The organism is Alicyclobacillus sp. SO9, from assembly GCF_016406125.1.
GTDB lineage: Bacteria > Bacillota > Bacilli > Alicyclobacillales > Alicyclobacillaceae > SO9.
The window spans coordinates 852,505-875,671 of the sequence record NZ_CP066339.1; the positions used below are offsets into that span (position 1 = coordinate 852,505).

Annotated in this window: 30 protein-coding genes and 2 pseudogenes; 21 read left to right on the forward strand and 11 right to left on the reverse strand. The window is 46.5% G+C overall.

Annotation, left to right across the window (positions count from 1 at the left end):
• Positions 1-2 precede the first annotated feature (2 nt).
• Positions 3-368: pseudogene (locus GI364_RS03760) on the forward strand (DUF444 family protein); the annotation flags it as partial.
• A 23-nt stretch (positions 369-391) separates the two neighbouring features.
• On the opposite strand, the gene GI364_RS03765 reads toward GI364_RS03760, so the two are convergent.
• From GI364_RS03765 to GI364_RS03785, 5 genes are all read right to left on the reverse strand, one after another.
• Positions 392-1,936, reverse strand: coding sequence for a recombinase family protein (locus tag GI364_RS03765; RefSeq protein WP_198852373.1), 1,545 nt, complete (start codon positions 1,934-1,936; stop codon positions 392-394).
• 162 nt (positions 1,937-2,098) lie between these two features.
• On the reverse strand, positions 2,099-2,533 hold the full coding sequence (locus tag GI364_RS03770) for a hypothetical protein (protein ID WP_198852374.1): 435 nt from the start codon (positions 2,531-2,533) through the stop codon (positions 2,099-2,101).
• Positions 2,534-2,545: 12 nt separating this feature from the next.
• Positions 2,546-3,178, reverse strand: coding sequence for an ImmA/IrrE family metallo-endopeptidase (locus GI364_RS03775; RefSeq protein ID WP_198852375.1), 633 nt, complete (start codon positions 3,176-3,178; stop codon positions 2,546-2,548).
• A 150-nt stretch (positions 3,179-3,328) separates the two neighbouring features.
• Entirely contained in the window at positions 3,329-4,783 is a 1,455-nt protein-coding gene (locus GI364_RS03780; protein ID WP_198852376.1) for a PIN-like domain-containing protein, read from the reverse strand.
• A gap of 297 nt (positions 4,784-5,080) precedes the next feature.
• A complete protein-coding gene (locus GI364_RS03785) occupies positions 5,081-5,464 on the reverse strand; it encodes a helix-turn-helix domain-containing protein (RefSeq protein ID WP_198852377.1) in 384 nt (127 codons plus the stop codon).
• Positions 5,465-5,615: 151 nt separating this feature from the next.
• Here GI364_RS03785 and GI364_RS03790 point away from each other — a divergent pair, with 151 nt between their 5' ends.
• The 17 genes and pseudogenes from GI364_RS03790 to GI364_RS03870 form a co-directional block, all read left to right on the forward strand.
• On the forward strand, positions 5,616-5,816 hold the full coding sequence (locus GI364_RS03790) for a helix-turn-helix domain-containing protein (RefSeq protein ID WP_198852378.1): 201 nt from the start codon (positions 5,616-5,618) through the stop codon (positions 5,814-5,816).
• 324 nt (positions 5,817-6,140) lie between these two features.
• Positions 6,141-6,341: a hypothetical protein gene (locus GI364_RS03795; RefSeq protein WP_198852379.1), complete on the forward strand. Its 201-nt coding sequence runs from the start codon at positions 6,141-6,143 to the stop codon at positions 6,339-6,341.
• 283 nt (positions 6,342-6,624) lie between these two features.
• Positions 6,625-6,849: a hypothetical protein gene (locus tag GI364_RS03800; RefSeq protein WP_198852380.1), complete on the forward strand. Its 225-nt coding sequence runs from the start codon at positions 6,625-6,627 to the stop codon at positions 6,847-6,849.
• Complete coding sequence (locus GI364_RS03805; RefSeq protein WP_198852381.1) at positions 6,846-7,493, forward strand: sigma factor-like helix-turn-helix DNA-binding protein; 648 nt, start codon at positions 6,846-6,848, stop codon at positions 7,491-7,493. The genes GI364_RS03800 and GI364_RS03805 overlap by 4 nt, the downstream gene beginning before the upstream one ends.
• A 44-nt stretch (positions 7,494-7,537) precedes the next feature.
• Positions 7,538-7,696, forward strand: a complete 159-nt coding sequence (locus tag GI364_RS03810) for a hypothetical protein (RefSeq protein WP_198852382.1) — start codon at positions 7,538-7,540, stop codon at positions 7,694-7,696.
• Between the two features lie 98 nt (positions 7,697-7,794).
• Entirely contained in the window at positions 7,795-8,007 is a 213-nt protein-coding gene (locus tag GI364_RS03815) for a hypothetical protein (protein WP_198852383.1), read from the forward strand.
• Positions 8,008-8,028: 21 nt separating this feature from the next.
• Positions 8,029-8,196 carry a hypothetical protein gene (locus GI364_RS03820; protein ID WP_198852384.1) on the forward strand — a complete coding sequence of 56 codons (168 nt, stop codon included), beginning with the start codon at positions 8,029-8,031 and terminating at the stop codon, positions 8,194-8,196.
• Positions 8,193-8,369, forward strand: coding sequence for a hypothetical protein (locus GI364_RS03825; RefSeq protein ID WP_198852385.1), 177 nt, complete (start codon positions 8,193-8,195; stop codon positions 8,367-8,369). The genes GI364_RS03820 and GI364_RS03825 overlap by 4 nt, the downstream gene beginning before the upstream one ends.
• A gap of 61 nt (positions 8,370-8,430) precedes the next feature.
• Entirely contained in the window at positions 8,431-8,664 is a 234-nt protein-coding gene (locus GI364_RS03830; protein ID WP_198852386.1) for a hypothetical protein, read from the forward strand.
• Positions 8,665-8,720: 56 nt separating this feature from the next.
• Positions 8,721-9,122, forward strand: a complete 402-nt coding sequence (locus GI364_RS03835) for a hypothetical protein (protein WP_198852387.1) — start codon at positions 8,721-8,723, stop codon at positions 9,120-9,122.
• Positions 9,123-9,296: 174 nt separating this feature from the next.
• Positions 9,297-9,890, forward strand: a complete 594-nt coding sequence (locus GI364_RS03840) for a hypothetical protein (RefSeq protein ID WP_198852388.1) — start codon at positions 9,297-9,299, stop codon at positions 9,888-9,890.
• 36 nt (positions 9,891-9,926) lie between these two features.
• Entirely contained in the window at positions 9,927-10,094 is a 168-nt protein-coding gene (locus GI364_RS03845; RefSeq protein ID WP_198852389.1) for a hypothetical protein, read from the forward strand.
• A gap of 365 nt (positions 10,095-10,459) precedes the next feature.
• Positions 10,460-11,311 carry a DnaD domain protein gene (locus GI364_RS03850; protein WP_198852390.1) on the forward strand — a complete coding sequence of 284 codons (852 nt, stop codon included), beginning with the start codon at positions 10,460-10,462 and terminating at the stop codon, positions 11,309-11,311.
• Positions 11,312-11,523: 212 nt separating this feature from the next.
• Positions 11,524-11,754, forward strand: a complete 231-nt coding sequence (locus GI364_RS03860) for a hypothetical protein (RefSeq protein WP_198852392.1) — start codon at positions 11,524-11,526, stop codon at positions 11,752-11,754.
• A gap of 3 nt (positions 11,755-11,757) precedes the next feature.
• Complete coding sequence (locus tag GI364_RS24815; RefSeq protein ID WP_233095997.1) at positions 11,758-12,219, forward strand: hypothetical protein; 462 nt, start codon at positions 11,758-11,760, stop codon at positions 12,217-12,219.
• Entirely contained in the window at positions 12,210-12,524 is a 315-nt protein-coding gene (locus GI364_RS24820; protein ID WP_233095998.1) for an HNH endonuclease signature motif containing protein, read from the forward strand. The genes GI364_RS24815 and GI364_RS24820 overlap by 10 nt, the downstream gene beginning before the upstream one ends.
• Positions 12,525-13,088: 564 nt before the next feature.
• Positions 13,089-13,511: pseudogene (locus GI364_RS03870) on the forward strand (transposase); the annotation flags it as partial.
• Positions 13,512-13,759: 248 nt separating this feature from the next.
• On the opposite strand, the gene GI364_RS03875 reads toward GI364_RS03870, so the two are convergent.
• The 6 genes from GI364_RS03875 to GI364_RS03900 all read right to left on the reverse strand — a co-directional run bounded on the left by GI364_RS03875 (position 13,760) and on the right by GI364_RS03900 (position 18,505).
• A complete protein-coding gene (locus tag GI364_RS03875; RefSeq protein WP_198852393.1) occupies positions 13,760-14,896 on the reverse strand; it encodes a hypothetical protein in 1,137 nt (378 codons plus the stop codon).
• The gene (locus tag GI364_RS03880; protein ID WP_198852394.1) at positions 14,874-15,401 is read right to left on the reverse strand and encodes an RNA polymerase sigma factor; all 528 of its coding nucleotides are present in this window, start codon (positions 15,399-15,401) and stop codon (positions 14,874-14,876) included. Before GI364_RS03880 ends, GI364_RS03875 begins: the two co-directional genes overlap by 23 nt.
• Before the next feature lie 361 nt (positions 15,402-15,762).
• On the reverse strand, positions 15,763-16,734 hold the full coding sequence (locus GI364_RS03885; protein WP_198852395.1) for a nucleotidyltransferase domain-containing protein: 972 nt from the start codon (positions 16,732-16,734) through the stop codon (positions 15,763-15,765).
• A 100-nt stretch (positions 16,735-16,834) separates the two neighbouring features.
• Positions 16,835-17,308, reverse strand: a complete 474-nt coding sequence (locus GI364_RS03890) for a GNAT family N-acetyltransferase (protein WP_198852396.1) — start codon at positions 17,306-17,308, stop codon at positions 16,835-16,837.
• A gap of 69 nt (positions 17,309-17,377) precedes the next feature.
• A complete protein-coding gene (locus GI364_RS03895; RefSeq protein ID WP_198853838.1) occupies positions 17,378-17,851 on the reverse strand; it encodes an NUDIX domain-containing protein in 474 nt (157 codons plus the stop codon).
• Between the two features lie 213 nt (positions 17,852-18,064).
• Positions 18,065-18,505, reverse strand: a complete 441-nt coding sequence (locus GI364_RS03900; RefSeq protein ID WP_198852397.1) for a hypothetical protein — start codon at positions 18,503-18,505, stop codon at positions 18,065-18,067.
• 667 nt (positions 18,506-19,172) lie between these two features.
• Here GI364_RS03900 and GI364_RS03905 point away from each other — a divergent pair.
• The 3 genes from GI364_RS03905 to GI364_RS03915 all read left to right on the forward strand — a co-directional run bounded on the left by GI364_RS03905 (position 19,173) and on the right by GI364_RS03915 (position 23,079).
• On the forward strand, positions 19,173-19,808 hold the full coding sequence (locus GI364_RS03905) for a hypothetical protein (RefSeq protein WP_198852398.1): 636 nt from the start codon (positions 19,173-19,175) through the stop codon (positions 19,806-19,808).
• A gap of 83 nt (positions 19,809-19,891) precedes the next feature.
• Positions 19,892-20,938: a WxL protein peptidoglycan domain-containing protein gene (locus GI364_RS03910; RefSeq protein WP_198852399.1), complete on the forward strand. Its 1,047-nt coding sequence runs from the start codon at positions 19,892-19,894 to the stop codon at positions 20,936-20,938.
• Positions 20,935-23,079, forward strand: coding sequence for a hypothetical protein (locus tag GI364_RS03915; protein WP_198852400.1), 2,145 nt, complete (start codon positions 20,935-20,937; stop codon positions 23,077-23,079). Before GI364_RS03910 ends, GI364_RS03915 begins: the two co-directional genes overlap by 4 nt.
• Positions 23,080-23,167: the final 88 nt, after the last annotated feature.

The following is a 23,167-nucleotide window of genomic DNA, read 5'->3' on the forward strand; positions in this document are numbered from 1 at the left end:
TAACACCCAGAAGTATGGGGCTGTTCGAGAAATACTGCGCCAGGACTTTCTTTTTCTGGACTACCCGCTTCTTGCGCACCAAGTATGACAATGTTCAGATTCGCTATATCGCACATCATACCCAGGCCAGAGAAGTCAGCGAAGACTACTTTTTCAATCGTGGAGAGAGCGGGGGAACCATTTGCTCTTCCGCCTATGAACTGGCACTCAACATCATTGAAAAGGAGTATTCGCCGCAGCGCTACAACCTGTATCCCATTCACTTTTCAGACGGTGACAATCTCACGTCGGATAATGAAAAGTCCGTGAAGCTGGTGCAGCAGTTGTGCGACGTATCACAAATGTTTGGATATGCGGAAGTCAATCAGTAGACCTCTATATGACGTACACATTAGGTGCGCAGAAATAGTTCAAGTTCAAACTGGTCTGACTTCTTCCATTCTGGCTTTCTTCGATAGGTCATCTTACTCAGGATGGAACGCAACATAGCATTCTTCTTCTCAATATCTGCGCTCTCGTATCCTTCCAACACTTCTCCGATTCTGGGCATTAGCTCTTGGACTTTATGTTGTTCGTGCAACATACCTTCAATTTTCTCTTCTATGGTGGTCAGTTCATTCTTAGATGTCGAAATTCGCTCTCCAAGTGCTCTATTTCGCGCGATGTATGTTGCGTCGTCATAGACTCCGCGTTCGAGTAAATCATGAAGCCGATTGAGTTGAGTATCTAACTCCGCCAACTCGGATTCAACAGCCTTCTTCTTGTTTTCAAGCACAGCTACCCTTGAGTATTCTCCGCGGCTTGACTTATGCTTCATTCGTTCGTCAATCGTCATCCCGTCGAAAGTTTCCCGGAGCGCAGCCAGCATTCGATTGTGCACATCTTCCCATGCCGCACTCTTGGTATGACAGCCCACAGTTGTGCAAAGGAGTCTATTCTTGCGCCCTCCGTATGCCGGTCTGAAACGCATGGCGTGATTGCATTCGGCACAATAGAGGAGTGCAGCCATGGGGTTTGCCAATTCAGTTTTGACAGGGATTCTCGGTTTTGATTGTACTGAATCTAAATATTTTTGATAGGTCTCATCTGACACAAGGGCCTCATGCGCATTTTCGTGCACAACCCAGTTCGACTCCGGTTGCTTGACTTTCGTACGGCCGCTCGGGTTTTTGGTTGTCTTGTAATTTTTGTACATGCCCCACACTATATGACCGCGATAGACGGGATTTGTGAGCATGCTATAAAGAGTGGATTCTTCCCAATAGGGTAATCGTCCTGTTGGTGTAGGGACGCCGTCCTCGGTCAATCGACGACATATAGATGTCATGCCCATACCTTGCGCAGCCAGTTCAAAAATCAGCTGAACAACCGGTGCTTTATCTGGGTCTGGATAGAGCTTCAAATTTTCATCGCGCAGATATCCATAAGGTGGATTGCGACCTACGTGCTTTCCTTCTGCTGAGCTGTCGCGTCGCCCGCGCTGCATACGTCTGGTGATGATTTTTAGTTCGCGTCGAGCCATAAATGCCTCAAACTCGGACCATTCTTCATCCATTTCATCGAGCAGATTGTAGACCTTACGTGGTGTGATAATGAGTGTCTCCGTCTGCTTGAATGTTTCCTGTATGACGCCTTGGTCAATCATGTTACCACGACCTAGCCGGTCTATGTCCATGCAGAGAACCGCATCCGTCTCTCCATCTTCAAGGTCCTGCAGTAGGCGCTGCATTTGTGGGCGATCCAGTATTCGCTCTCCGCTTACTACTTCTTCATAGATGTCGAGAACAGTCCATCGATGCTGACGTACGAGTGCCATGAGTGCTCTCTTATGCTTGGAGAGCGTGTCACCTTCACCACGTGCTTCGGCCTCGAGGTCTGCACGAGATTTTCGTAAATATGGACGTACACGAATATCTGTTGGGAACCGGGAGGACATGTCGTTCACCTCAAATAATCTCACTTTTAAGACATCTAGATTGGTGCTGTATTGATTTTACTAAAAACATATGAAAAAGGACTACAGCACAATACATTTGCTGACAAAGCACCTGACGGCAGTCTCCTTTCATGCAAATTAGTACATTTTCCAATCAGCATACTATAGTTCCCAGTCCAATATCGGCTCAGGATAGGATAGTTGTGCGAACTCGGCTTTGATGACACCGTCCAGCACACCTAGAATGATGAAATCATTTCTGTGGTGACGTTCCTCAGGAATTCGCTCACCAGAGACGCGCAATATCGGTTCTGTTTCATTGGTTCCTTCGAAGAGGCGCAGTGTTCCTTCCTCCCCAAAGGCAACCAACACAATCTGACACTCCATGTTTGGCCACCGTTGTTCACGAAAGATTGCCCAGTCTCCTGGGAACAATCCAAACGTGTCAAGTCCCATATCGTCCACCTGGACGCCGAAGCGTTTGTATGGTGCGTAGTCCCTCACTACCAAATCAGGAGCATTCTCCGGTGTGTCCAGGACTGCTGCAGACAGTGAAGGAATAGAGCCAAAGGTTGGAATGTGAAATGTGTCTGACATGAATCTCCCTCCTTAATAGCTGGCGCGACGTCGGCGTCCGACAATGGCGCCGTCACGGACCAGGTATTCAATTTTGTCATTGAGCGGATGACGATAGGTGTAGTCGGAGGAGGCGGTCTGTTCCTTGACGGCTTCTTCCATCTGACGTTGCATCGCAATGTCTCGCAGTCTCTGTTCCAACAAATCAATACGTGCATCCATAAATGTTTCAGGTACGTCAAATGAGTATGCGAGCTGTGAGACCAATTGCTGTCGATTGAATGCTTGGGTGATGCTGTTTGCCAGCAAGAAAGTAGGGGCGAGAGCGAACATGGCGAATCGATCAGCCTGGAACTCTTGGAAGGCTCGGAAGTCCATGGTCATGATGTCCTGGCGCCCGGCGTGCATCAGTACGTGCCCCAACTCATGCGCCAATTCGACTCTCTGGTGTCCTAAGGGAATCCGGGAGTCTAATACAATAAAATATTTGTTTTTGAGTGAAAATGAAGTAGAGTCTCTAGGCAGTTCACGGACAATGATTCCCGCTTCGTCAGTAATCCAGTCCAAATCAATGTCTTGAGAGGTCATGATGCCATGTTTTCGGTAAAAATCGACAACAGAGGATTCGAGCGGTGTTGGAATGTAATGCTCGAGGATGTCTAACATAGAAACCTCCTGTAGAAAAATAGTTCAAAAAGGGAACGTGTGTTCGTATATAGGGGTGATTATATACCGTGATCGAGTAAATTGGAAGACAAATCTAATTGTGGTGCTAGTCGAAAGGATGAGTGGAATGTGTAATGAATGAGAAGGGCATCAAATTACCCCGTCAAGTTGTTCTAGGGAATAGAATGTCACATCCCCGAAAGCATCGTACAATTTTCGTTCATGCAACGAAATGGTATCCTCAGCATTCTTTCTAAGAGCTTTACGAACACGTCGCTGCATATCATAGATTGCATAAAGGTCTATATCGTCACTGATGGTGGCGACAACGTCATCGCTTATTGTTCGTATGTATTCTATACGACCATCGAGAACCGTATAGTCACGAAAGTCAGCAGAATTGACTTCAAGTTCAATATCGCACTGACATTCAATATCAAACAAAACAGACTTAATCGCGATGTCATTACCCTGAAGTTTACCATCGACTAAGACACTTATGACAAATCTTCCAGAAACCTCAACCTTATTTGCATCGATTGAAAAATGGATGCTGTCCTCATCGAAGGCAATATTTTCAAATTCCACAGAGTAGTCTGCTGCGCGATGTTCAAAGAAAGTATCCAAGTCGCGAACTATGTAATTGAGATCAATTTCGTCCGAATACCGGAGTTCGTCCATGACATAGTGATCCAAGACATTCGTCTTATTTAACTGGAAGTGAAGTTTCATGTCATCCATGAAACCGTGAAGTTTCGAGAGATTCTCAATGAATTCATTAAGTGTTAACATATAGAACCCTGTACGACTGTATTCATGAAATTCCTTAACTAGTTCATCATGAGGTCCAACGAGTTTCTTATGTTCGCGTTTCGTCTTATCATGTGTAACAGTCTCATGTGTCCACCAATCAGACTTGACGTCATCGATAATCAACAGAATGTCTTGCTCTGTTTCGCATGCAAGTTTAATAATCTCTTTCCATATTATTAGATCGCCAAATGCTTTTCTCTTTTCTGCATAGTCATCAGTCTTGACTTCAGTCATTTTGTGAGCATCTCGAAAACCTGGGGGAATTCCAAGCCGATAGCGAGTGTCGCCTTCAACATATATTTTAATTAATTCACTATGTCCGAAGGGAGTCCCAAACTGTCCGTTAGTTCTCAACTTCTCTACAAAATCAGAGACTGTGTCGTCTTTTACGTATTGCTTGTTTTGTTGTTTTTCATGAGCGATTTCCTCATTAGCGCCCCCTAAATCAGTTCTTGCTTCCTGAAGACTGCCAATAACATTGTCTAATAAGTCCTCAAACGTTGGATATTGGAATCTATCGCATTTTCCTAAGATAGCGTAGAGCTTTACAATTGTGTCGTCCAAAACGCTATCAACATCTTGTTGTATTTGTTCATATTTCTTGAAAGATTTTCTGATTACTCTGCCCTTGTTGTTTTGAAACTCCGTATACACCTGATATGGTAACCAGACCCTATCCCTAATTGAACTGAATTTCTCGAGGATTTCCTGTGTTGTATCGTGAGGGAAGTTATACAGGTTCAAATAAGCACTGCTATCAAAGATCACAGTTCCCTTATTGGTCCAGAACACCCTGAAATCCTCAAACTCCATTGTGAGAATCATTCCCTATCTTGTGATTATTCTACCGTCATCGGATTATTTTACTACAAAATTCGGTAGGCTGGGAATTCACATACTGACGTTTTTTCTACGATACGCTCTCTATTAAGTTTGCAGTCACACGATGAATCGAGCTGGTTAGGACTGTCTAAGTAACCAAGATTGACAATGACATGGCTAAGGGAACCGAAAGAAAAACGAGAGGTTACAGATGAAGCGGACTCAATGAACCAGAGGAGAATGATAGCGAAAAATGATCGAGTCACGCTACTCACTGCGCTTTTGGTTACGCTTTTGTTCCCGCTGCCATAGAAGACGTAGGGTTTCCATCATGTACTCCTTTTGTTCGTCAGAAGAGCGCTTGAAGTCATAAAAGAATGCTTCTTCGAGGTTCTCTTCGACCCAGCGAAGAAACTCGGCTTGTTCTGGATCGATTTCAGCGGGATCCAAAGTTTTTCCTGTCACGAGGTAGTCAATAGAAACGTCGTAGTGATTCGCCAGCTTTGCCAGAACATCAGTGTCGGGTTTCCTATAATCCCGTTCATATCCGGACAATGTACCAATGGAAATACCAAGGGCTTTGCAAACCTCGTTCTGAGTGTGTTTACTGCGTTCTCTGGCGCGTTTCAATCTATCGCCCAAAGTCTCCATTTTGTCCAATCACCTCACATCAACTATAACGAGAATAAGCGTTTTGCGAAATAAACATAGGCGAAACGCTTATTTATTTGTTTACATACGCGAAATGCGTATTTATACTAGGGCTGAAAATAAGCGTTTCACGTATAAAGGAGGAAGCTACATGACACCCGTCTACATCAAGGTCGAAAAAGTGAGACAAAAGAAGAGTGTAACGAAAGCTCATATTGCTCGATATTGTAGTAAGAGTGCAGCCTGGTATCAGGATATTTCTAATGGTCGACGAACTCTCAAGGTTGAAGCATTGCAGAAAATCGCTGAGGCATTGGACGTTCCAGTGGGCCTTTTTTTGAAGATGAAGTAAGCGTTTCGCGTAACAACAGTTCGGCTTAGGCGGTGGCAAATGTGGCTGAGCAACGTGTACGACATCAGATTGTAATGGAAGAACTGGCGAAGGCCCGAGAAGCGAGAGAGCACCTTCACCGAGGCCCTCCTAGAGTGGTAGAAATTAGGGCCACGTCGTTCGATGTCTAGTCATCGTTGGATGATGGACCGTGTGTCGTTTCAATGCCACCTTCCGTTGTTTGATGTGTAGCATCAAATAACTTCTGCGGAAGAAGAAGGAATCCTGCGGCAGTGGAAAGCAGACAAGCGGTGAGTTCATAGATTAAACGGGGAGGGGATCTATTTGGAAACTGTGGTCAAGAAAATCGGAAACACAAAGATCACTGTGCATTCCCCGTCTGGCATTATCAGCAAGTCTCCAGTGCAACGCCAAAAGTGGTTCCGCGAGGAATGGGCAGCGGGGAATCCAGTGGTACGAAGCATAGTTGATGCGGCATTCAAGCTTCAAGTGTCGGAGGCAGCAAGGAATGAAGCACAAGGCTAGCGCGAAGGCGCTGGCTGCGGACAAGCCTATTCGGGAAGTTGGAAAAACACGCAGGCAGCCTGAGTGGTCAGAGGGCATTAAGTAGAGGCAGTTCTGGACTCAATAACTGATGAAAGGAAGATAAACAGGGTTCAGTACTCAGAATTTACAAAGGGTATGAAATCAGGCGTCACGATGACTTCGGCTTGCATGATCGTCAATTTCCATTTTGATGTGAAATCAATACCGCTTTGAGCGGTTTGAAAGAGAAGCGCAATTTAGCGAATGAGGAAGTGCTACGAGAATGTCCATAAAATGCAAAAGGCCAACCAGCGGCGAACTGGTCAGCCAACATCAAAAAGTATCCGTACCTATAGTATATCGCGGCGTCACTGTGCGAATCAAGCATCGCTTGTTGCCGGGTATATATCAGCCGAGGTACTACAGCGGTTCGGACCCTCCGTTTGGAGATGGTCCTATTTTTGATGCATTCGTTGTGACGAGTGTTTTTGTGGAGGTGATGGGATGAATGAGGAACTTTGGGCGATTCGGAGGATACAGGAGTATCAGCAGTCTATGGAGCAGGTTCGAGAACAGAGAAAGGATCACGAAAGACGGGTGAAACGGGCCGAGGAGCAACGAGATTTTGAGACGCTGATGGCCGAAGAGGAACACGTGAAGTACTGCAAATGGATGGAGGACAACTGCCGCTATGCAATGCAGCAACTAGCCAAGTATGCCACTGCCTACGAGGTTGACCGTACGAAACAGAAGGAATCCACGAAATGGGTTTATACGGTGACTCGATTTGACCCTGTGATTTTGGACAACATCGGTGGAACTTTTGATGACTATGATTTTTTGAGAGATGAAGTGCAGGCGAAAAGCACGGAGTACCACTTGGACCTTAGGGTGTTATCTTACCGCGAAAGGGAGGCTCTCCTCTTATACGTGCTAGACGGATGCACGTGGAGTGAAATCGCTCAGCAGTTGGATGTGACGCGAAGTAGTGTGCAAACGTACATCCGGCGTGCAAGGCAGAAACTTCAGCGTTTGAGAGCGGAGGGGGTACAGCTTACGCTTATCAATTCCCCGACCTGTACTGAGTCCGAGACCACATATGTTCACGGGTTGACTCGTGACAAGCCGTTACCGTTGGTTGCGGCACCATAGAAGAAATTAGGAACCCACTATATTCTCTGGAACGGAGGATTGTGATGACGAACAACCAAGCGGAAGCTTATGCCAAGCTGGCGATGGAAGCGGAAGGCTTAAGCAGAAAGCAAGTGGAGCAAATTTTACAGAACATGCGGATCCTCTTTGATACGTACTCGGAGCCAGAAATCTGTCGTAAAGCATTTGAGGTCAACTGTTAGAGAGCAGGTGAACGAGGTAGCAATACGTTGATGCGGGTAACAGTAAACATAGATAGGTAACACAGAAGATGGGAATTGCAGGCGGAAGGTGAGTAATCGTGGGGAAGCTTTCAGAGATCAACAAGCAGTACCAGAAAATTGTGGCATTGAACCAGTCCGAAGAGGAGCGGGATGAAGCGCTGGCAGGGCTCATGAAGGAGATGGAGCGACAGTATCATATTCCCGTCATCTTGAATCCCGACTGGGAGTGGCGAAATAAAGCGGTGAGTGTGATGTACCGTGTCATTTCCCAAAGCAGAACTGTTTTGTGAATTTGAAAGGCGGGCATGTGTGTGGCAGATAAATTGAAAGCTGGAGACCTTGTGGTGATGGAAGATTGCTGCGAGGCTCCCCGGTATAAGAATCGCGTATGGCGAGTTGCGTCTGACGCTTTTGATGTAGGCGGTCCGAGCGTAGGAGCAGAGGTCGTTATTCTGGATGGCAGGGTCTCTGCAAAGTGAGCAGAGACCAGGTTGAGGAACGTGGAATGTTCTTTTGTTCTAACTGCGGACATACGCCGTTGGTTCACGTTCCTGATACGGACAGACCTCATGAAGGCTGTGCCACCTGCGGCTTCAATGAATGGATTTTTGAACCGCCAGAAACTGTGTTGGCAGCGAAAAACAAGGCTTGAGAAAAGAGAAGCCTGATCAATCTAGGTATCAATCTAAACGGTAAGGATGGAGTGTGAAGGTATGGAGACTATGCCAAATGTGCAAGAACTCATGAACGATGCGGTGTTGGCACTGAACGAGAACGGCATTTTGCCTCAAATTGTGCAGAAGCAGATTGAAAAGACACTACAGCACATCATCAATGATGTTTTCGGCAGCTTTAGTGAATTTTCCAAGACCGTTGAAAAAGCTGTCCATTCTGCCCTGGAGATAAATATAGACAGTCTTGACCTGCCTGGATACAACACTTGGTGATTGAAACTGTTCGGGAAAAAGTAGACTAGTTAATCCATGTGCAGGGGATCGAGCGGTTGCAGCAACAATTGGACGAGGTTCTAAACGGTGCAAAGAAAGAGTACTCACTGCAAGAAATTGTCGATGCAATCAAGGGGGATGCAACGGATTATTCGGATACGCCTGGAGAGCACATGTCGCTACATATCGAATATAGACCAAGGACCTTGACCTTCATCTACATGGACAGTGAACCGGATGTAGAAAAGTATCGCTGCAATTATGGACTGGTCATCAATCAAGATGGAACGGTTCACTCCGTGAAAATCGACGGAACCGAACTCAATAAAAATCAAATTATGAATGGTTTTCATGGATCCGAGAAACTGCTCTTTCAAGCATATGCCACGAAAGCAACTCTCGTTGGTTATCAAGACGAGGACGAGATCGATACAAGTTATGACAATGAAGAGGATTAAGTTGGCCTGACGGGAACTTCGGGTGCAATTTTCGTACGGCGGATCCGATTGGTTCACACCAACAAAAGGGTTTGTTGTGGACGGCAAATCTGCATAAACAACACGGCCGTATGGAGGGGTCAGCAGTACAGCCTATGCGGCCTATCAATCATCATAGAGAGATGGGGTGTTTGGATGGACTACGAAAAGAACATCAAAGAATGGTTCAAGAACCATCAAGCTCATCTTACGAGCTACAGTGACCGCCTGGCAATTTTGGATTGGTCACAACCAGGGACAAATACCTATCGCTGTCGGTATGTATTTGACGGCAACATGATGTACATCTCGGGGGATATTGGAACGGCGGTGTTTTGGTTGACGTGGAAGGGTAACGTTCATTCCTTTGATGATATAAACATTGGATATTTTCATGAAAAGATGGACGCTTTTTCGAATGATAGATGGTCATTTAACGAGCGTTCTGTTGTCTCCAGTTTGCGCAACTGGTTAAAGGATATGAAGGAGGACGGGACGGAATATGACCATGAAGAAATGAGGGCGCTGTTTCAAGAAGCAAGGTCGTGTTCACAACAGTGGGAATGGCGAGAAGTGATACAGTCTCCCCAAGCATTCATCAGTGAGTTGAATCCGGATTACTGGGAGTGGATGTACGACTGCGGGAACGATTACCCACTGCGCGTAAGGGGCTACCTCATTGGCCTCCAAATGGCAAGCGAACAGATCCGTGAGCAGACGGACAGAGAACGACGACAGCCTGGGGCGTAGGTTCGAAGTGTGGAGCCCCGTGTAGAAGGTGATCACATGCGTTACACCTATGTCTGGGTACGGGACTATGTCCGGTTTCAACAGATTGTACAAGCATTGAGAGACCACGGGTATATCCTTCGTACGGGTACAACGAGTAACGGAACTTATGCTGTCGAACTGCTGGGGCAACGTGGGCCAGAACAGCTGAGTTTAGGGATATAAGGGAGGGGATTGAAGTGGCACAGGAACGTGAATTGTACCTGTACGAATGTAGTCAGTGTGAAATTACTTTCGGTGTGGAGACAAGTTTCGAGGACCAGGCTTTCATCGTCTGTCCTGTTTGCAAGGGAGTAAGTCATATCCATGATGCCGGATGCTACACGGCGACTATGAACCGGCCTCCTGACGCGGAAGTAGAACAGTCGGAACCCGCTTGCAGAGTCTGTGGTTGTACAGAGTCCAACGCGTGCCCAGGCGGTTGTTGTTGGGTGGAACCTGATTTGTGTAGCAGCTGTGTTGGAACGTCGTGACTTGTGGGCATCGCAGGAACTATACTCAGAAACCAGGACTGAATTGAGGTGCATTTCGTGAATTACATCGAAGAGGTAAACGCATTTTATAACCGGTTGGAGGTGACTCCATTGTCCTCATCCGCCATTGCATTATGGTTTGCGCTGCTACACATATGCAACAAAACCGGATGGACGAAGGAGTTCTCCGCAGCGGTTGGAATGCTATCTCTCAAGAGTGGATTGGGTGCAAGAACAATCGTTAACGCACGGAATGAGCTCAAGACGAAAGGGTACATAGATTGGAAATCGAGAGGTGGAAGGAAGGCAGCTGTCTATCACCTCGAATTGTTGTGCGCAAATATTGCGCACAATGTTTCCGGCAACAGTTCCGACAATGTTTCCTACAATCCTTCGCACAATGTTTCCGACAACAGCTCGAAGGACAATTTGTACGCAAATATTGCGCACAACGTTTCCGGAAATGCTTCCACATTAAAAGATCTTAAAGATCTTTCTTCTTCTTCTGATTCTTCTACTACTCCTACTTCTACTGCTGCGTACGAACCAATAGTCGAAATATGGAAAATATACGAAGAGGAAGACTTTGGGAAGCTGACACCGCTGATCCGTGATAAATTGCACTGCCTTGTGGAGGAATATTCTGTCGAATGGGTGCGAGAAGCGCTAGTCGAGGCGGTGATGTACAATGCGCGTTCCTTCGTCTACGTGGATTCCATGTTGAAAAGTTGGCTCAAGGAAGGCGGACCGGAAGCCGCCAGAGCAAAGCGGGAGGCAGCGGCTGCGGCTCCTCAGAAGCCTGCTGCTGTTGTTGTGCAGGGTCAGCGACGTCCACGTCCGAGCGATACGAAGGCTCCAGAACCGGACGGGCGCTACAGCAATTTTTATAAACTCTTTCCGGATTCGTAGGTGGTTATGGAACGGGTGAGCCAGTGCCGAACAACTCAGGCACAAGGGGAAGAGTTTGGTGAGTCAAATCGACGTGGTCAACAGCTTGAAGTTTTGCCTTTGGCTTCAAACAAGCCCTGAAGGAGTATCTGCAACGCGATGGAATTTAGCGAAAGCGACTGGATCAGCAACTGATGTTGAATCTATGAATGGACGAGAGGACGGTAAGAGGGATGAAAAATACACTTGGTGATTTAAATAATCATTTGTTTGCGCAGCTTGAAAGGCTGTCGGATGAAGAATTAACCGGCGAGAGACTCACCGAGGAAATCAACAGGGCGAAGTCTGTGACGAGTGTTGCAGCGCAAATTATTGCAAACGGGTCACTCGTCCTTGAAGCCAAGAAACTTGTTGATGACAGAATGGATGCAAATACAGTTGTTCCCAAAATGTTGGAGGGATGACCTATGTCCCGATACACGCAGGAGCAAACAGAGTTTATTCGTGAGGTCGCTCAGGGAAGGTACAACACGGAAATTGCGGCTCTATTCAATGCAAGGTTCGGTACGAATGTGACGGATGGCCAAATGAAAAGCTTTAAGGCGAACCACCAAATAAAAAGCAACGTGCTCAAAAGGCGCAGAACGGAGCCTGCCGGACTTTTCACAAACGAGCAAAAGGCTTTCATAAAGGACAATGTGAAAGGACTGTCTAATCAAAAACTGGCAGACCTCGTCAACAAGAGATTTGGTTTATCAATCACCGCGAGGCAGATGAATACATGGAAGAAGAATCATGGACTGACCAGTGGATTAAAAGGCTCAGAGGGGATGGCACACCAAACAAGGGGACCAGAGGTGTATATAACGTTGGTGGGAATAAGACGTCATTCAAGAGGGGGGCAAGGTCTCATAATTACATGCCTGTAGGCTCTGAAAGAGTCAATGCAGATGACTATGTGGATATCAAGATTGCAGACCCGAATCGTTGGCGAGGAAAGCATTTGATTGTGTGGGAGGAGTACCATGGGCGGCATGTTCCAAAGGGACATGTCGTGATTTTTGGAGACCGTAACCGTCGTAATTTCGACCCAGACAACTTGATATTGGTTTCACGAGCCCAACTCGCAGTCATGAACAAGCAAGGTCTAATTCAAGACCACGCAGAACTCACTCGGTCGGGCGTGATTGTGGCTGACCTCTATCAGAAAATCAGCCAGAGGAAGAGAGGCTGACATGAAAGATGATTCGCATTGGGATGAGACCCGCTTATCTACGCATACCATCAATGCGACGTCGGATTTAGCGTGGATGAAGGTTTCGGAGCACAGTCGGTCGTGAAGTGTCCCGGGGGACGTTGGCCGGTGTGGTCGAGGACGTTGAGGCGGAATACGAGCGTTGATGCAGGAAAGCTTTTGAGAGGCGATTGTGCGTCAAATGGGGAACTAGGTGCGCATGTTGGTGACGGGATCGTGGAAAGTTGGAATATTGTATATATACATGAAATTAAATATTTATCTGCTTTTCGATGTGCCTCTTACTGCGCTAACGCCCCCTTCGTATTATGAGGTCAACCAGTTATTTCTGGTTGACCTCATAGTGCTTTGTGAGGTTTGCTACACGGGTAGCCGGGTCGGACGTACGCCCCCGTGGGTCTGCGAACCCGTGCGCTAAACTGTCTGCCCCCTACTTGTGGAAGCATGTTTGAGGCTGGTTGAGACATCGATCTCGTATCACAAGCGAAGCTATGGTACTGCAAGAAGGATAGGGGTTACCTCCACGTGGTCAACTTTTATATTAGCGAACACAATGCCCTTACTGAGCAAATCGAAGACTGCAAAATTGTCCAATCTATCCCTGGTATCGGAAAGAAAATCGCGGCAACGATTGTATCCGAAATTGGTGAGATAGAGCGGTTTAACCATGCAAAGAAGCTCGTGGCGTTTGCTGGAGTAGACCCGAGTGTCAACTCTTCTGGAACGTTTACAGCCTCGATAAACCGCATAACCAAGCGTGGTTCAAGTAGACTGAGGCATGCCTTGTATCTTGCTGTGATCGGCAGCCTGAGAAAGTCCGGCAGTAAAAAGCTTCAAGCATTTTACTGGCTTAAGCGGCAACAGGGAAAGGCTCACAAGGTAGCACTTATTGCCTGTGTGAACAAAATTCTTCATTGGATATACGTAGTGCTTAAGCGCCAAGAAGCGTTCGTAGACATGGTCTGATACCCATGATTATGTCTACCAAGAAAAACCTTCCATGTTCTCATGGACGGTTCTTTGAGCTGTCTCTTTTAAGGCTAACACAATATTCCAACATTTTCACTGGCAATCTTGACAAACTATTAGCTGGTTTAGTTCAAATGCCCTTCTTATTACATCATGATGCTTACCGGCTGTGAAAATGGAGCGGCGACCATGTGGTCGCCACTATACAAGAGCCGTGTTTCGTCTGCGACGAGATGACCCTGGTCTTAATCTTTCGGAATAGTCCATCCACTTAAAATTTGCATGATATCATTCTTCGCTTGACTAGGATTTCCGCTCACCAACGCATTAAGCACATAAGCGTACTGCTTCCTAAAAAAGATGACATCGTATTCGTCTCGCACAGTATTGGACTGTGCCTCCGCTGGTGGGGTTCGCTGAAAATGGACAAGGGTCGCTTGCCCAGCAGGTGTTGACACAGACTCGTGGCTAATAATATTAGCATGGTTACCAATGACGGCAGCATAGGATTTTGTACCAGCGTTAGCAGATGGATATCCCGTGACAAGAAGGCTTAGTGTTAAGCCCTTCCAACGTGTGGAGTGACTATTCGGTTTCACAACTTGCCCAGTTTGCAACGTCAATGTTGTGTTAAACAACGGGTTCAATTGTTGCGTTGTTTGTGTCGTTCTATTCTCTCGTGATGACGTTTTAAAGTGACTGATAACCCATGGTACCTTACTTTGTAACTGTTTATATTGTGCGTAGTGCTTGCTCTTAGGGTATGGGTATCGATTATCTATATAAAACGCAAACGAATACCTGTCGTTGCTAAAAGCTTTCACTACTTTAGGGTCTTGTTCTAAGTGCCCCAAATAGCTCTTTGGATAAACAACAAGCTCCACTATAAAGGGCTGTGGGGATTTCTCCGCGATATAATTAAAATAGAACATCTGTAAAGCCTGCACGCCTGGTAGAGTCCGTGATTTTAAGGTATACAATTTATTCCATGATGTTGGAATAGAGACTGTGAAACCAAACTTTGTATTCCTATATTGGTTATTATTCACCGTGATCCGACTGACGTTGGGTGTAGTTGAATTCATTGAGGTCATTGAATTGTTGTCAGTCTCAGCAGTTGTTGACTTCAATACTCCCTGATGGTGAACTCCATAGGTGATTCCGCTTGCAACAACGATAAGTGCTACAATCACTGCCCCGAGTTGTCCCAAGTTGAACCCATTTCGTTTCTTTGTAACGATAGCTCTCGGAGCGTCACTTTGTTGAGTGTCCACATCCATTCGCTGCTCAATGGCATTCCACAATTCATGTCGCTTACCTAGCTCTAGCGCAATCTTGGACAATGTCCTTGACGCATCCTCAGTTTTGCGTGTCGAACTCATTGTAATCTTGTACCCCCTTTCCCTCAGACAACCTCTCTCTCAGTTTGGTAAGTGCCCGCATATCGGTAATTCGAACTCTTCCTTCTGTCCATCCGAGAGTTTCTGCGGTCTGTGCGACTGTCAATTCCTCCACGTGCCGTAAGATAAAAACCTGACGGTAAGATTCTTTAAGATGTGTAACTGCATCTTCAACGATTAGCACCTCAGTGATGTTTGTTTGTTCATCGGACAGATAAGGCGGCATATAAGTGGACAAAAACTGTTTTGTTTTTTTCTTTTTCTTAAGCAGATCAAACATATAATTGCGAGCAATACTGGCTAACCAAGTCTTCTCTGAAGACTCCTTCCGAAAATTATGCCACGCCTTGAAGGCTCGAAAAAACACTTCCTGAACCACATCATTCGCCTCATTGTCATCGTTCAACGTCAGCCTTGCGTAGCGGTAAATGTCATCCGCATACAACTCAGATAGTCGGTGAATCTGCTCTTTCAACTCTGAATCCACGAACCCCAACTCCCCCCTTTCCAAAAAACTAAAAACGTATGATTGGCAATCGCTCACCAAGATATTTTGTTTAAATAACCAATTCTCTTCTAGCAATTCTAACGGCAATTCACATTAATGGACTCTCGAATGGATACTCCTGTTACATTTATTTCTGAAACTTTAAGTGTGCTACCAACAAGAAGAAGAGATACTCAGAGAAGCTTAGGATAAGTTCCTAAGCCTTTGCCTGCATTCTCAATTCACGAAAGACATTTCTAATCCGACAATCCAAATTTAAGGATATTACCGTGTTATACTCCTTTTCCATTAACGACAGGGCGTTATGTCACTCTTGCCCCCCGTTACTTGAAGAACGAATCTATGATGATTGATGAACACGGAGTATCAGGTCATCTGCGACTCTGCAGAGCTTACGTATTGAAGATGAATCCAAGCTCACGAAGCCAGCTCTCTCTAAATCTATTGCCAACGGCTTCGGCAGTTTCTCGATATATTCGTCAAGTGGCAAGCCGTTAGCAGTCTCAAGATAAAGCCAGAATGCCTCTCCTGAAAACTGCCACGCTAAACTTGCTAATTGCCCCGTTTTTACCAAGCGTTGAGCCTTCTTTGCATTCAAAGCATCTTGAATCGGTGAAAGGACAAAATCATGTGCCCTATCTGGATACTGCTTCCGTAAAAACTCTCTAAACCGTTCTATAGCTCGTACAATCCGTCTTACGTCTGCTTCGGATACGTTGAGCCATTTGCATAGATCCTCAATGATTTGGAAATCAAAATTGGTCTTCATCCAAGGAATTAGCATGCCTGTGGAACAAGAACCAGTATCAAAGAACATCGCCATGAAGGCAGCATCCGTCCAAGCGGCTTCACCAGCGACGGTAGCCGAATACAGGGTATTCTGCTCCATACTGTTTACCGCCCAATGCTTTCTTTGCTCAACAACATTAGTCCATTTAGCGAACGTCTGGGTCTGTCCAATAGTCGAAGCAAAGTATTGGCGTGCTTCGCCTTGAACGGCTTCGAAATTGCCAAGAGGATCGTACAATGCCTTAGATTCAAGCAGATGTCTGTAGTCCAATGGGTTCTCCATAATCGCATCCAGAGTGATGGGAGAAATGAAGTCCACCTGGACGAATTCGCCTTCATAAATGAGGTTTTGCGTTTCGAACGATGCCGACTCTTCTACACAAATTGTGATGTCAACATCACTGAATTCGTCAGCATCCCCACGTCCCACTGAACCGCCTAAAAAGGCGTACTTCATGTTGGGCAGGTTTAATTCCTTGAGGCACCTTCGTCCCAAGTCCATGAGAACATCATTACGTGTCATGACATCACTCCTTTGTCGAATTTCTTGTGGGGCTAAACTGCCCGCTAATTCAGCAAATGTAGTGTAGACAACAGTGTATATTCATTCAATTCTTTAGAACTTAAAAGTATTGTACGGGTCTACTATGCACAACAGTCTCACTGTATTTCCCGCCAGTAACCTCGTGGATAACTTTGCGCCAGAATACTTGAGAAGGAAGGTTTTCGGGAAGTTCGGAGACCTCCCAGCCTCCTGAGAAGGTCTTGAATATCTTTTGCGCTGCCTGGTTCCCAACGCCTAACTTCCGATACTTCTTCATCACAAAGAACTCAGAAATTACGTTGCGGTTTTCTTCAAGTAAATCATATTTATGGACAAGAACGAATCCAGCGGTACTTTTGTTCACTACGATGAAAAACGGATGGCAAGAGTCGTCATACCAATACTGGTCCAGCCTCCGATATTCAAAGAACCCATGTGCATTCACGTCAGTACCCTTAAATTCGCTCAAATCATATAGATAAAGATTCAAGAGATTCCTTAGAACTAGCTTGTCGTTCTCCGATACCGGCGACACATCAACATCTAAATCCACAAGTCATCCTCCAGACGCTACCCATAGCGTAACCACGCTCACCTGGTTTGGCTTTCGTTCCATCATCCATTATTGAAAATATGTCCGTTCTGACGAAGAGGGAAAGAAAATCTCCTCTGGGTACGGAATAGCCAAGGGTGGCATAGAAGACACAGGGAAATACTTCAATTCAGCCGATTCTCCGTCCACAGCTTCTAATTCTCCACCTTCCACAATGCACTCAAAGACGAATATCAAATACTCAACTTGATTGCCGTCGGGATACGTGAATCTGAAATCCTCACCGCCAAAGACCCCGACCAACTTGTTAGGAGTTACGTATAATCCTGTTTCTTCATAGACTTCCCGTTTGATCGCATCTGCTGGCGTTTCACCAAGCTCAATCGCCCCTGCAGGCAAACTCCATATGTCACTATCAAGAGAGGGGTGTTGAAAAAGTATCTCGCCGTTTTCATTTCGGATAATAGCAGCAGCACTCGGATTAAAGATAAGTTGAGTACCAATCTTCTGTCGAAGTTGTTTGTAGTAATCTGACATCGCCAGCACAATCACCTCTATCGATAAATTTGGTGGCATCGCTATGTCACACTCCTGCCCGGGAGTTGAGTAAGCATCACAGTGCCTCGATGAATCTTTATACAGTCCTCATGAATCGCTGCATACTGCATCCACTAACTTGAAACATGCGCATTAAACCAGACATCTAAGTCAGGCAACCCAATTCCTGCTAAATGGCATTGCCGAAGGAGGTGCATTCTAGACAAAAAAGCGAACAATATAGTGACTGACAAATATCGAAAGATAAATGAGAGAAATCCACGGCTGATAGTCTACGTAGAATTCTTTCAAGGTAAAACGAAACGGATGAGGGATCACGATCCAACTGATAAAATCGATTATCATAGACACACCTGTCCAAGTGATGGCGATATGCAACAGCGCATGGGTAGTGTTTGTCGTACCGAACCCCTTCAAACAAATCCAGATGAACAGCGGAAACAAGATGATATTGTATATGGGTTGATAAGGCTTGGTTTTTGCGTAAGCAGGCGCCTTCATAAATGGTACGCCAGCTTCTCTAGTCCCGGGGACGTCAAAGACTTTGTTCAAGACCATGACATGAATAAGCCCCACGAGCGTGACAACGGAATAGGCAACAATCAACCAGAGCAATTCCCAACCAAAATGTTCGAACATTATATCCCCCCACTAAAGCCCCTGTGACCGAAAATGGGTTCTAGTCTGAATCGCCCCTTCACTCACGTCGCTTACCGTTATTACACATTTATTTGCGTGTATCGCTATTCAGCATAACTGCCCGTTAACTACATTTCCATTTTATAGAATAGAAGAATAAATATCCATAGATAACTCAAGGTCTGCGCTAGTCTAGAAAGGAATGTCGGATATTCAGGTGTCTTAAAAAGAGGGCCGGGGGCACAGCCTTGTACCATGGAGTCAAACTGTTACCAACTTCGTTGTCTAGTTATCATCCTTATTGTTCGTGATTCCTTGATAAAGTCTAGATGAGGTTGAAATGTTTCAAGTTTCTTCCTGAACAGTTCAGCGCCTGTCTGTCGAGGAGCTGGCGTCGGGTGTATTCGTTAAATAGTGGTTGAGACGTAAGGACTGCCTGGCACTATTCCTGTGTCGAGGTGAATCTGAAATCATCATGTTGACGCCAAGAATAGTGAAGAGAGTGCGGTGTCACTCTATTCAATAGACCATAATCAGTTGTTGAATCAAGAGATGGGACCATTTTGTCATGCACCCCTTCATAAATGGAGGAGGTGTATTTTATTTTACTTGAAAAGTTGTTGACCTTGACGACTTTAGGGGAATGAAATGGAAAGGAGAGCAGTGGATGAAATCCATCAGCAAGGGCACTATTGCGGCACTGAGTGCAGCTGGAATGCTTGCACTTAGTATTGTTCCAGCGTTCGCATCTACGACGGGTACAACAGTGACACTGAACCCAGGTTCGTTAACTGTATCGTCACCCTCTTTCGTGACGGAGTTTCCGGCTGTCACCCTAAACGGGCAACCGCAACAGGTGACCGCCACTTTAGGGGCGTGGACAGTTGTTGACGCCACCGGATCCGGGAATGGATGGAAAGTGGACCTGACCGCGAGCCAGCTGACAGAAGTCCAGCCCAGCTCCGGCTGGGCCAGTGGGACCAGTGCTAAGAAACTTCCGCTCGGTAGCCTCAGTCTATCGGGTCAACGGTCTATTGTTACTGGTACTGGGTCTACACCTGTGAGTTCGACCAACGGACCGGTGCTGCAAAACCAGAGTGCCGCGATAGACACGGGAACGCCTGTTACCCTCATTGATACGCAGCCAAACTACGGAATGGGTACGTATACCATTCAGGAACCGAAGGCTGGACTAACGTTATCTCTGAGTCCAAAGACAGCCTACACCGATCCAAAGAACTATCCGAGTTCCCCCACTGTGTATGCAACGAATCTTCAGTACACGGTGAGTTCTGGTCCGTAATGGAATAGGCAGGTTCTTCTATATCGTTTCTGGTGCCCTCTACGAGGTTGTAGGGGGCAAACCGGAAAGGAGGGAATGAAGCAATGACAGTTGGGAAGGTCGGGAAGTGGGTTTCACTCGTTGCTTCTGGTGTCACGACGGTTGTATTTGCTGGTGCAACGGCCTTGGCATCCAGTAGTACAACACTTAGGACGGGATCGTCCATGAACTTTACAGCGAATCCCACGAATCATAGTCAAGTAGATCCTACCATCAGCACGTATTTCTTAGACAAGGGTTCACAGGGGAAAGTTCTTCACGAATCTCTCCAGTTGGCCAGTCACTCGAGTAAGACCATTCAAGTCCATTTGTTCGCCACCACGGCATCCAACGGATTAAACGGGAACATCGTCTATGGATTATCTCCTAAACATACATGGATAAAGAAGTTGCCAGGCGTCGTTACGCTGCGTGCTGACCAAACCAAACAGATTTCGTTTGAGGTCGCAGTTCCGCAAGGCACAACGTCAGGTGATCATTTATTCTCTATATCCTGCAGCGACGGCCAGCATCAGCAGCGCATTCGGAATACAGGTAAGTCTGGGATTGAACTCGGTATCAATGAATCTGTACGGCGTGTTGTGGCAGTTGAGGTTGAAGTTCCCGGCGTTCAGAAAGTTGCATTGGACCTGAAACATGTCAAAGTAGGGACCTACCCGTCTGGTCAGTACTATGAAGTCAGTGGTGCTGATCAAAGCAATATCATTTTGAAAAACATCAGTGGGTCCATGACCTTATACAAAGGGACGCGGCAGGTCCTGACTCGAACCTTGACCGGCCTTAGTTTTGCGCCGAACGAGCCGATCACGTTTGAGGACCGATGGGTGAAAGGTGCGGCCCCCATCGGAACCTACCATGTGCAGATTGTGCTGCGTGGCAAGGGGCTGGGGAAGTATACGAAAAACCTCACTTTCAAAATCACCCCTCCAGCCATTCGTCACTATGACCAACTGACAGGCCATAAAGGCGTGCAGTTTGTTGTTGCGGATTGGGCGTGGTGGGTCCTGGGAGGACTAGGGCTGTTGACCATGGGGATGGTGGGATATGTAGTTGTGCTGAGGCGACGACGGTGGAAAGGGGAATCGTCATGAAGATGAGACGACGAGTAATGAAGGTGATCGGTCTGTCGACCCTTATTAGCGGGGCGTTATCCACACAGATTGCGTACGCGGGAACGCTAAGTGTACAAGGTGCATCGACGGTTACTTTTCCCCCAACGACTTTGAAGGGAATACCGCAATCAGTGACAGCAAACATGCCACCTTTGACGGTTGGAGATACCAGGGGGAGCGGAAATGGCTATCACATCACGGTGCAAGGTAGCCAATTGAAAGAGGTTGGCGGAAGAGGGCACACCTTACCGGCGGGTAGTTTACAATTGGCTGCTCCGAGCAAAGTAGTGGAATCTGCACAAGATGGAGTCAATTTGATTCCCAATGCTGGCTTTGAGTCCTATAGTAGCGGACCAACTGCAAATGGCTGGGCTATTTATGGCTCAGGAGGGTCATCTTCGGCGCAGGTCGTTACTTCACCGGTTCATTCAGGGAATCATGCTCAGAAGTTTGTTGGGTCTGGAATCCCTCAATCCACTGGACAACAGTTATATCACGATATCCCGAGTGTCACACCAGGAGCTTCCTTTCAAGCCGGAATCTATCTGGATATTACCGCTATATCTGGCGCGACAGTAAACGTAGGAATAAACTGGTTTTCTAGTTCTGGGGCATATTTGTCCACGTCCAGCGCCACAAAGAAGTTTACTGCGTCTAACAATACGTATGAATTGACGTCTCTTACAGGTACGGTGCCACAGAACGCCACTTCGGCCCGGATGAACATTACCATTGGTAGTATCTCCTCAAGCGGGTCTGCAACGCTATTCGCCGATGATGCTTACTACCAATCGAACCATGTCACAGTACCACAGGGCAGCAGCAATATTGTTCTTAATAGTGGATTCGAACAGAAAGCGAGCGGAACGTCCACGCTTTTTAGCACGAATTTAACAAGCGGGCAGCCGTGGAATGTTACCACCGGTGCGGAATCGTTTGCTTCAAACGGTGCTACCAATACTGGAAGTGGAAATACCTTGGTACAGACTAAGACAGGGGGATGGACGCCAAGTAGCACACCAGCGGGCACTAGCTTACCATTAACGGAGCAGGTTACTTTTACTACCCCATCCACCGTACCAGCGTCCGTTGGAGTCGATTTCCTGCAGGGAAATGGGTATTACTACCGAGCCGTATGGCAAGGGGGAGACAACAACTTCGTTATTTATAAGGAAGCTCCTCCAGGTCGCCATGAGCCACCCAGTTACATTCCACTTGCATCAACAGGGACGGGATCTAATATTGTTAGGCAAGTTGCGAATACTCAGTACACCATGACTTTTTCCATCGATAGCTCCGGGAAACTTGTCGCATCCATCTACGGTGGCCGTGGCACAGGGGGATATAAGCTAACAACCATCAGTGCCTCCGACACTTCACTATCGGGGCCGTTTCAAATGGAGTTATACTCTGGTCCAGGTATGCGCTACACAAGTGCCCAACTAACGGGTCTGTGGCCCAACGGATGGAGTGTATATACAGGAGGAACAGTCGGGACATATGCTACTTCGTGGATTGCTGCACCGGTGTTTGCTGGGCAACGAGCGTTGAAAGTCTCTGCTTATAACGAACAACCCGGGGGTGCTCAATTCTGGCTTCACAACATTACTGTAACGGGGGGAAGACCGTTTACGGCCACTGTGATGGTGAACCCTCAAGTGTTGAGTGGAGTAGCAGCAGTATTTCAAATTGATTGGTTTAATTCTAATGGATCATCTATTGGAGGAACCGGTTCAATTCTAAATAAGGTGACAGAGGGATATGTACCGATGCAGATAACTGGTACCGTACCTAGTAGTGCTACGAGCGCTCATATTGATGTCATATTGAGAGACACAACAAGTGGTGGATATGGAACCATGCTGGCTGATGATGTTAGATTTCAATATGGGCAAACTGGAGTACCTTTAATTCCAAAGGGACCTTGGACGGGAGATAATAATACTGCTTCAACAGTTCTTTCGTCTCAAACGTGGGACGGGATGGGCAGGTATATTGTAGAATGGCCATCTCAATCATTTACTTTGAAACTAGAGCCAAAGAGTACCTATACCGATCCTTCCTCCAGTTCCATCACTTATCAATCACAGCTCACCTACAGCATCGTCTCAGGTCCGTAGTCGCCATCGAATCCTCTTCATTGTTTCATGCACCTGCCACAGACTTGATTTCGTCCGGGTCTCCTAGACTGTAATGCTCATAAAACAT